This window comes from Paenibacillus peoriae (assembly GCF_022531965.1).
Lineage (GTDB): Bacteria > Bacillota > Bacilli > Paenibacillales > Paenibacillaceae > Paenibacillus > Paenibacillus polymyxa_D.
The window spans coordinates 1-10,000 of sequence record NZ_CP092831.1; the positions used below are offsets into that span (position 1 = coordinate 1).

Here is a 10,000-nt window from a genome sequence, read left to right on the forward strand (position 1 = left end):
GTGGACAGCCATACCTCTGAACTATGGCAGCAAATTCTATCCATCATACAAACCAAGCTGAGTAAGCCGAGTTACGACACTTGGTTTAAGGCTACCAAGGCAGCGAAACTAAATGACCACTCCATTGTGATTTCTGCACCGACAACTTTTGCCGTGGAATGGCTTGAAAGCCGCTATACCAAGCTAGTCGGAGCAACGGTTTATGAGATTTTGGGCAAACAGCTAGAGGTCAAGTTCGTTATTGAAGAGAACAAGCCCGCCGAGGTCGACCTTCAGCAACAACCTCAGCAGCAGCCGGTCGTTCATGAAGAAGCTGTGTCCCATATGCTGAATCCCAAATATACATTCGATACATTCGTCATCGGATCGGGGAACCGTTTTGCCCATGCGGCATCGCTGGCCGTCGCCGAGGCGCCGGCCAAAGCTTACAATCCGCTGTTTTTATACGGTGGTGTAGGGCTGGGAAAAACGCATCTGATGCACGCTATCGGACACTATATTTTGGAGCACAATCCGGCCAGCAAGGTCGTTTATTTATCGTCGGAGAAGTTTACGAATGAATTCATTAATGCTATCCGGGACAACCGCGGGGAAAGTTTTCGGAATAAATATCGCAACATTGATATTCTGCTCATTGACGATATTCAATTCATTGCGGGTAAGGAATCGACGCAGGAGGAATTTTTCCACACGTTCAACGCGCTTCATGAGGAACGCAAGCAGATTATAATCTCAAGCGATCGGCCACCTAAAGAGATTCCAACGCTGGAAGAACGGCTACGCTCTCGCTTCGAGTGGGGACTCATAACGGATATCCAACCGCCGGATCTGGAAACGAGAATTGCTATTCTTCGTAAAAAGGCGCGGGCAGAAAACCTGGATATTCCCAATGAAGCCATGATGTATATCGCTAATCAAATCGATACAAACATCCGTGAGCTAGAAGGGGCGCTTATTCGCGTTGTCGCTTATTCCTCCTTAACCAATCAGGATGTATCAAGTCATCTCGCGGCTGAGGCGCTGAAGGATATTATCCCGTCCAGTCGACCAAAAATGATCACGATCCAGGATATACAGCACCAAGTCGGGGAATTTTACAATTTACGGCTGGAGGATTTTAAAGCGCGTAAACGGACGAAGGCTGTAGCTTTTCCACGACAGATTGCCATGTACCTGTCTCGTGAGTTAACCGATTATTCTTTGCCAAAAATCGGTGAAGCTTTCGGTGGGCGTGATCATACGACTGTCATTCATGCGCACGAAAAAATCTCCAAATCCATTCAAGTGGATCAGGATCTGTTTAAAGTTATCAACAACCTAATAGAAAAAATCAAAAATCCAACCTGAACAAGTTCAGAGCCTATACACAATTTATACACATGTGGATAGGCTTGATTTTATTAGGGTTACAGTGACTTATCCACATATTCAGTGCGCCTATTACTATTACTAATATATTTTAAAGATATACATCACCTAAATAAGGCCCGCGTCAACGCGTGCTTGAAGGATTAAAACCCGTAGGAGGAACTTATGAAGATCAGCATTCTGAAAAACGTTTTGAACGAGGCTATACAACATGTATCCAAAGCGATATCAAGTCGAACTACGATTCCAATTCTGAGTGGTATTAAGCTGGATGTGAATCACCAGGGAGTAACGCTGACCGCCAGCGATACAGACATCTCGATTCAATCCTTTATTCCGATGGAGGATGGTGACCAAACTGTCGTTCAGGTTGAACAACCCGGTAGTGTGGTGCTGCCTGCCAAATTCTTTGTCGAAATTATCAAAAAGTTGCCTTCGCAGGAGATTCGTATGGAGGTAAAAGACCAATTCCAAACCTTTATCTCGTCCGGTGCAACTGAAATTCAGATTGTTGGCTTAGATCCTGAAGAATTCCCGGTGCTTCCCAACATTGAAGAAAATCAAGTCATCTCTGTGCCAGGAGATTTACTTAAAAATATGATTAAACAGACGGTGTTCTCCATTTCCACCCACGAAACGACACCGATTTTAACCGGCGTGTTGTGGAATCTGGCTGAGGGGGAACTGAAGTTTGTGGCAACGGACCGCCACCGCCTTGCCACCCGCAGCGCTCATTTGGAGACGTCTGAAGGCTTGCGCTTTAGCAATGTTGTCATTGCGGGCAAAACGCTGAATGAGCTGAGCAGAATTATTCCAGACCAAAATATGCTTGTGGATATCGTAGTAGCGGACAATCAGGTATTATTCAAAGTAGATCGGGTGCTATTTTATTCCCGCATCTTGGACGGCACCTATCCTGATACTTCTAGAATTATTCCGACCTCCTACAAAACAGAACTGATTGTGGATACAAAAAGTTTAAGTGAGTCAATTGACCGTGCTTATTTGCTGTCCCGTGAGGAAAAAACGAATATCGTAAAAATGCAGTCGCTGGAAAATGGCGGTTTGGAAATTTCCTCTAGTTCCTCTGAGCTTGGCAAAGTGCGTGAGGAAGTAACGGTGTCCAAATTTGAGGGGGAGCCGCTCAAAATTTCGTTCAACTCCAAATACATGCTTGACGTGCTGAAGGTGATTGACAGCGAGCAGCTGACGATTGCTTTTACCGGCATTATGAGTCCCATTATTTTAAAACCGGCAGATTCCAGCAATGCGCTATATATCATCCTGCCATATCGCACAACCAACTGATGTCTAGCGTTAACCCACCTGAGGACAACCGAAAGGATGAACAAGCCTTGAAACCAATATCTATACAGACCGAATACATCAAGCTCGATCAATTTTTAAAATTAGCCGATTGTGTATCCACAGGAGGCATGGCTAAAGCCCTGCTGCAAGAGGGACAAGTCCGTGTGAATGGTGAACCGGAAGAACGTCGTGGAAGAAAACTGTACCCAGGTGATACCGTAGAAGTAGAGGACAACGGAAGTTTCGAGGTTACAGCAGGAGCATGATCGCCTGGGTGGCAAGGACTCCTTTTAGGTACGGAGTAACAAGGGGGACCCTATGTGTTTGTGAACAACATTGTTTTGCAGCAGTACCGGAACTATGAGCAGCTGGAACTGAATGAATTTGGTCCCGTTAATTTGCTGATCGGACAAAATGCGCAGGGCAAAACGAATCTGGTAGAGGCGATTTTTGTACTAGCTTTAACCAAAAGTCATCGAACGTCCCGCGACAAGGAGTTAATCTCTTTCGGGGCTACTTCCACTCACCTAGCCGCAGATGTGGATAAAAAATACGGGAAAATCAGACTGGATCTCGCGTTATCCACACAAGGCAAAAAAGCAAAGATCAACGGACTGGAGCAGCGTAAATTGAGCGATTTTATCGGTTCGTTAAATGTGGTCATGTTTGCACCTGAGGATCTGGAAATTGTGAAAGGAACACCGGGGGTTCGCCGCCGGTTTCTTGACATGGAAATCGGCCAGGTTGCGCCAGGCTATCTGTATCATTTGCAGCAATACCAGAAAGTATTGGTTCAGCGAAATAACCTGCTCAAGCAAGCTTGGGGTAAGGATATGGCGTCAGTGCAGCTGATGCTGGAGGTATGGAATGAGCAACTTGTTGAGCATGGTGTTAAAATTGTTAAAAAGCGGAAACAATTTATAACAAAGCTACAAAAGTGGGCTCAAGCTATTCATGAAGGGATCGCAGGTGGGACGGAAGAGTTAAAATTAACCTATGTTCCCTCCTTCAGTGAGCCAGAGGAAGAAGATGAAGCTGTCTTATTGGAGCGATTTATGATAAAGTTATCCCAAATGAGGGAACAGGAAATCCGCCGTGGCATGACTTTGGCGGGACCCCATCGTGATGATTTAGCCTTTGCCATTAACGGCAGAGAAGTGCATACGTATGGCTCTCAGGGGCAGCAGCGGACGACGGCCCTGTCCTTGAAGTTGGCCGAAATTGAGTTAATTCATGAGGAAATTGGTGAATATCCTGTCTTGCTGCTGGATGATGTTTTGTCCGAGCTGGATCCCTATCGTCAAACCCAGCTGATCGAGACCTTCCAAAGCAAAGTACAGACCTTTATCACGGCAACCGGGGTTGAGACTTTGAACGCAGAACGACTCAAGGATGCCAATATTTATCACGTCCACGACGGGCATGTGGAACACTAAGGAGTGAGTGACCGCTATGTATATTCATCTGGGTGGAGAAAAAATCATCCGCTCGTCAGAGCTTGTGGCTATTTTCGATATCTCGATTGAAAAATCCTCTAAAATCTCCAAGCAATACGTGAACCATGCCCAACAGCAAAAGCATGTCGAGATGATTGGCGAAGAGGAAGCCAAGTCCATCGTAGTTACTCAGAATACGGTGTATTATTCCCCCATCTCCTCAACAACACTCAAAAAGCGGGCAAACCAGTTTGTTGCCAATGCTTAACCATAGAATCTATAGAAGTAGGTGAAAGGCATGTCTATGAATCAACCGTCTTATGATGCGGGCGAGATTCAGGTCCTTGAGGGCCTGGAGGCGGTTCGGAAACGTCCCGGGATGTATATTGGCTCCACAAGCGCCAAAGGTCTCCATCATCTGGTCTGGGAAGTTGTGGACAACAGCATTGACGAAGCGCTGGCGGGTTATTGTGACAGCATTCAAGTTGTGGTTCACGAAGATAACAGTGTTACCGTTACAGATAATGGACGTGGTATTCCAGTAAGCGAACACGCCAAAATGAAAAAATCTGCGCTGGAAGTCGTTATGACTGTGCTTCACGCAGGCGGTAAATTCGGAGGCGGAGGGTACAAGGTATCCGGTGGTCTGCACGGGGTTGGGGTATCGGTAGTGAACGCTCTCTCCAGCAAAATGATTGTTCATGTTAAACGAGACGGACATCTGTATGAGCAGGAATATCACCGTGGTGCTCCGCAGTATGATGTCAGAGTCATCGGTGATACAGACGAGACGGGTACCCAAACGACCTTCTATCCGGACGATCAAATCTTTACAGAAACGACCGTATATGATTATGATACGCTCCAAACGCGGATTCGTGAGTTGGCTTTCCTGAATAAAGGCATTGCAATCAGCTTGACTGACGAACGGACGGGAGCTAGCGATACATTCCATTACGAGGGCGGAATCAGTGAATATGTGCAATTCTTGAATCAAAAAAGAGAAGCGCTACATGAACAGCCGATTTATGTCGAAGGCTCGCGGGATATGATTCAAGTCGAAGTTGCATTGCAATATAACGACAGCTATACCGAAAATATTTATTCTTTTGCCAACAACATCAACACCCATGAGGGCGGAACTCACGAATCAGGTTTCAAGAGTGCATTAACCCGGATTATAAACGATTATGCACGTAAAAATGGCTTGATTAAAGACAACAATGCCAACCTGACCGGTGACGATGTGCGTGAAGGATTGACGGCAATTATCTCCGTCAAAATTCCAGAACCACAGTTTGAGGGTCAGACCAAGACAAAGCTGGGTAACAGTGAGGTGCGAGGGATTGTCGAATCCTTATTCGCAGAGAAACTCCAGGAGTTCCTAGAGGAAAATCCGTCTGTTTCCCGCCGCGTGGTAGATAAATCATTGCAAGCAGCACGTGCCCGGGAAGCAGCGCGTAAAGCGCGTGAGCTTACACGTCGCAAAAGTGCGCTGGAAATCAGTTCGCTCCCAGGCAAGTTGGCGGATTGCTCCTCTAAGGATGCTTCGATTAGTGAACTGTACATTGTCGAAGGTGACTCCGCAGGGGGATCAGCCAAGCAGGGGCGTGATCGTCACTTTCAAGCTATTTTGCCGATTCGTGGTAAAATCCTGAATGTTGAAAAGGCACGCTTGGACCGTATTTTGTCCAGTGATGAAATCCGGTCGATGGTAACAGCAATGGGTACAGGGATCGGAGACGACTTTGACATCGCCAAAGCCCGTTATCACAAGGTCATCATCATGACAGATGCGGATGTCGACGGCGCCCATATTCGTACGTTGTTGCTGACGTTCTTCTATCGGTACATGCGTAAAATCATTGATGCAGGCTATATTTATATTGCTCAACCACCATTATTCAAAGTAGAGCGTAACAAAGTTGTACGTTATGCGAACTCCGAGGCGGAACGTGATGAGATCATCAGGGAATTTGGAGAAAACGCGAAGTACAATGTACAGCGCTATAAAGGTTTGGGTGAGATGAATGCGACCCAACTTTGGGAAACTACGATGGACCCTGAGAGTCGTACTATGCTTCAGGTAACTGTCAGTGACGCGATGCTGGCTGATACACTGTTCAATACCTTGATGGGTGATAATGTAGAACCTCGTCGTGACTTTATCCAAGAGCATGCAAAGTACGTGAAAAATCTTGATTTCTAATGTGTAACGTTCCTTCCTAGTGGCTGTATTACATGCTCATTAGGTAGTATTTTGTAAGAGTTCACGAGGGGCGCCCAAATGGGCGTCCCTTTTCTTGTCATTAACCAGCCCGGGTGTATTTGAATATCTAATCTCATTGTTTTAGGCTTTTTTCTTAGAGCGCACGGGTTTACCTGTCGACGGAGAGTATCGGCCGTAGCCTACTGCATATCTGAATATTTTATGATAGAGGCTTTTGTTTGGAAGGGAAGAGAATACCTTGATTGCTGGTCTCGTATTAACCTCAAGAATCCACGGATAATTTTGCTGATCCAGTCCCACATCTAATCCGATTTCCCTTAAACGTGGGTATTTTTTTTGCAACTGCCAGGCTACCCGTTCGCCCATTTTCGATAATTTTTGCTCCAGTCGTACAGCTTCCTTTACATCCATATATGGAGCGACCAGCTCATTGAAAAAGCGTGTTGTCCCACCGCTGTGATGATTGGTGACGACTTTGTCAGGAGCAGCTACGCGTCCTACAATAAGTGTTGTTTCCCATTGGTGTCTCAAGTTCATCTGGGTTAATACCCTCAGATCGAAGGGGCGTTCTTCATGCTGAAGAAGTGGAATTCCACGTTGGATCAGATATGGACGTTTTCGTATGCGGGAAGAAACCACTCTGTGCAGATCTTCTAGACTTTCGAAGGTGAAAATGTCTACTTCATAGCGAAGCACATACCAAGTTCTCTCTTCGATGATTCCTTCTTCTGTCGGCGGGAGCGGCTCTGTCAGCCTCTCTGCCCGCATAACCCCTTTTCCATAAGTACCGTTATCCGGCTTAATATAGACAGTACCATACACGGCCAACATTTCGTTTAAGTGATCAAATGTGTACAACCGTGTTTCCGGTACATAAGCAGCCAATGTCGGATTGGGGAGAATGGCATTTGTTTTGGTCCACTTACTGGATACTCGTTGAATAGACAAGTAATCTCATCCCTTTCTTTTCGAAATATGAGTCATGTACTTGGAATCCGCAACACTTTAACAAAACAAGGGAAACTAAAGGACAAGCGCGTAAAACAATGATATAATAGAGAAATACGGCGTTTTTCGGAATTTTGCTAATTGAACCCTGACCGTATACGTATTGTATGTGGAAAAGGCCCTTATGGTGGGGGCTAATCCCCAGCTCTGGGGAATTTGTTATAATCAGGGCTTGTGAGTTGTACAAGAGAATAGCGATCTGCTACAGGCAGAAAGAGAATGACGAGGGATTTACGCTGTAAAGAGGACAGATGCGTTTAATTGTGCTCTTTTTGTGAAAGTAATATAATTATACAGATGAGGATTTCAGCCAAAATCCTGCGCAGAGAGCGGAGTGTATAGGCAGTATCTTGTTAGGCTTTTCACATAGAGAGCATTGTATTGAAGGATAAGAAGGAGGACCAGCATGGCGGATCAAAATAACTCGCAAATCATCAATAGGGATATCGGAGTGGAAATGCGCGAATCCTTTATGGATTATGCCATGAGTATTATTGTTAGCCGTGCCTTGCCTGATGTGCGGGACGGACTGAAGCCGGTACACCGTCGTATTTTGTATGCGATGTCCGAGCTAGGCATGTCGCCAGATAAGCCTTACAAAAAATCGGCAAGAATCGTCGGCGAAGTTATCGGTAAATATCACCCTCATGGTGATACGGCTGTATATGATACGATGGTGCGGATGGCGCAGGATTTTTCCTTGCGTTACATGTTGGTGGATGGACACGGTAACTTTGGCTCCGTGGATGGAGATATGGCCGCTGCGATGCGTTACACCGAAGCACGGTTGTCCAAGATTGCCATGGAAATGCTACGTGATTTGAACAAAGAGACCGTTGATTTTATGCCGAACTACGATGGTGAAGAGAGCGAGCCTGTCGTATTACCAGCACGTTATCCTAACTTGCTGGTGAATGGGGTCGGCGGGATTGCAGTCGGGATGGCTACCAATATTCCTCCGCATAACTTGGGAGAGGTTATCGATGGTGTACAAGCACTGATCGAAAACCCTGACATTACGCCGATGGAACTTATGGATTATATTCAAGGACCGGATTTCCCGACAGCAGGTTATATTTTAGGACGCTCTGGTATCCGTCAGGCGTATCAGACGGGCCGCGGATCTGTGACCATGCGTGCAAAGACCACCATAGAAGAGATCGGCAATAAAGCACGGATTATCGTGCATGAGCTGCCTTACCAAGTGAATAAGGCTCGCCTTGTTGAGAAAATTGCCGAATTAGTACGTGACAAACGTATTGAAGGCATTACGGATCTTCGTGATGAATCGGACCGTACGGGTATGCGTGTCGTTATTGAGTTGCGTAGAGATGTGAACCCGAATGTCGTTCTGAATAATTTGTTTAAACATACAGCTATGCAGTCGAATTTCGGTATTAATATGCTTGCCATTGTAAACAACGAACCGAAGATTCTAAACCTGAAGGATGTCTTGTATCATTATCTCAAACATCAGGTCGAAGTTATTCGTCGCCGGACAGAATTTGATCTGAAGAAGGCCGAAGCTAGAGCACACATTCTGGAAGGCTTGCGCATTGCTCTTGACCATCTGGACGAAGTTATTGCCTTGATTCGTTCTTCCCAAACTGCAGAAGCAGCTCGTGAAGGACTGATTGAGCGTTTCTCGCTCACTCTTGAGCAGTCTCAGGCTATTCTCGATATGCGTCTGCAACGTTTAACCGGTTTGGAACGTGAGAAGATTGAGAACGAATATAACGAGCTAATACAAAAGATTGCGGAATACCGTGAGATTTTGGCGAACGAACATCTGGTACTCAACATCATTAGCGAAGAGCTGAATGAACTTAAAGGGCGTTTCGCTGATGAACGTCGCACTGAAATTACAGTGGGTGAAGAGAGTATTCTGGATGAGGATCTCATTCCGCGTGAAGATGTTATTATTACTGTAACCCATACGGGATATATCAAACGCCTTCCTGTTACCACCTATCGCAGTCAAAAACGCGGTGGTCGTGGTGTAGTGGGTATGGATACCAAAGATGAGGATTTCGTAGAGCATCTGTTCATTACGAATTCACATCATCATCTGTTATTCTTTACCGACAAGGGTAAGGTATATCGAATTAAGGCCTATGAGATTCCTGATCTAAGCCGGACAGCCCGGGGAACACCGATTATTAACCTGATTCAGATTGAACAGGGTGAGTCGATCAATGCGGTAATTCCAATCGAGGAATTTGTGGAGGATAGCTATCTTTTCTTTGCGACTCAGCATGGGATTATTAAGAAGACACCGCTTGACGACTATGCAAATATCCGCAAAGGTGGCTTGATTGCCATTAACTTGCGTGAAGATGACGCCCTGATCGAAGTGAAGCTGACGGACGGACAGCAGGAAATGATTATTGGTACAGCACAAGGCATGTCTATCCGTTTCCCTGAAAGTGATGTACGGTCTATGGGCCGTAGCGCTACAGGGGTTAAAGGGATCAACCTTGATGAGAGTGATGCTGTAATTGGTATGGACATCGTGGATACCAGCCTGGATATCCTGATTGTAACGGCCAAAGGTTATGGCAAGCGTACCCCTGTTATGGATTATCGTATCCAAAGCCGTGGAGGTAAGGGGATCAAGACGATTAATGTTACGGAAAAAAATGGTCCAGTT

General features: G+C 45.8%; 8 protein-coding genes (1 of these 8 cut by a window edge). 7 read left to right on the forward strand and 1 reads right to left on the reverse strand.

Going from position 1 to position 10,000, the window contains the following annotated elements; translation table 11 throughout:
* The 6 genes from dnaA to gyrB all read left to right on the forward strand — a co-directional run bounded on the left by dnaA (window position 1) and on the right by gyrB (window position 6,321).
* The gene (gene dnaA / locus MLD56_RS00005) at window positions 1-1,347 is read left to right on the forward strand and encodes a chromosomal replication initiator protein DnaA (RefSeq protein WP_029518975.1); all 1,347 of its coding nucleotides are present in this window, start codon (window positions 1-3) and stop codon (window positions 1,345-1,347) included.
* Window positions 1,348-1,533: 186 nt separating this feature from the next.
* Window positions 1,534-2,676 (forward strand): DNA polymerase III subunit beta, encoded by a 1,143-nt coding sequence (gene dnaN, locus MLD56_RS00010; protein WP_029518977.1) that lies wholly within the window; start codon window positions 1,534-1,536, stop codon window positions 2,674-2,676.
* Window positions 2,677-2,723: 47 nt separating this feature from the next.
* Window positions 2,724-2,942: a S4 domain-containing protein YaaA gene (gene yaaA / locus MLD56_RS00015; protein ID WP_029518979.1), complete on the forward strand. Its 219-nt coding sequence runs from the start codon at window positions 2,724-2,726 to the stop codon at window positions 2,940-2,942.
* Window positions 2,943-2,996: 54 nt separating this feature from the next.
* On the forward strand, window positions 2,997-4,112 hold the full coding sequence (gene recF / locus MLD56_RS00020; protein WP_013308098.1) for a DNA replication/repair protein RecF: 1,116 nt from the start codon (window positions 2,997-2,999) through the stop codon (window positions 4,110-4,112).
* 16 nt (window positions 4,113-4,128) lie between these two features.
* Window positions 4,129-4,380: an extracellular matrix regulator RemB gene (remB, locus tag MLD56_RS00025; protein ID WP_007433255.1), complete on the forward strand. Its 252-nt coding sequence runs from the start codon at window positions 4,129-4,131 to the stop codon at window positions 4,378-4,380.
* A 30-nt stretch (window positions 4,381-4,410) separates the two neighbouring features.
* The gene (gene gyrB / locus MLD56_RS00030) at window positions 4,411-6,321 is read left to right on the forward strand and encodes a DNA topoisomerase (ATP-hydrolyzing) subunit B (protein WP_013308100.1); all 1,911 of its coding nucleotides are present in this window, start codon (window positions 4,411-4,413) and stop codon (window positions 6,319-6,321) included.
* 141 nt (window positions 6,322-6,462) lie between these two features.
* Here the strand turns inward: gyrB and MLD56_RS00035 are convergent, their stop codons facing one another.
* Window positions 6,463-7,290, reverse strand: coding sequence for a YheC/YheD family protein (locus MLD56_RS00035; protein WP_029518980.1), 828 nt, complete (start codon window positions 7,288-7,290; stop codon window positions 6,463-6,465).
* 466 nt (window positions 7,291-7,756) lie between these two features.
* On the opposite strand from MLD56_RS00035, the gene gyrA reads away from it, so the two are divergent.
* A protein-coding gene (gene gyrA / locus MLD56_RS00040; protein WP_029518981.1) for a DNA gyrase subunit A crosses the window boundary here: on the forward strand, window positions 7,757-10,000 show its 5' portion. 321 nt of this gene lie beyond the right edge of the window; the window shows 2,244 of its 2,565 coding nt (coding positions 1-2,244); the start codon lies at window positions 7,757-7,759; its stop codon lies off the right edge, out of view.

Bases quoted from the DNA above. Each gene is read 5' to 3' on its own strand.
- dnaN (WP_029518977.1), top strand. From the start codon at position 1,534: ATGAAGATCAGCATTCTGAAAAACGTTTTGAACGAGGCTATACAACAT.
- remB (WP_007433255.1), top strand. From the start codon at position 4,129: ATGTATATTCATCTGGGTGGAGAAAAAATCATCCGCTCGTCAGAGCTT.
- gyrB (WP_013308100.1), top strand. From the start codon at position 4,411: ATGTCTATGAATCAACCGTCTTATGATGCGGGCGAGATTCAGGTCCTT.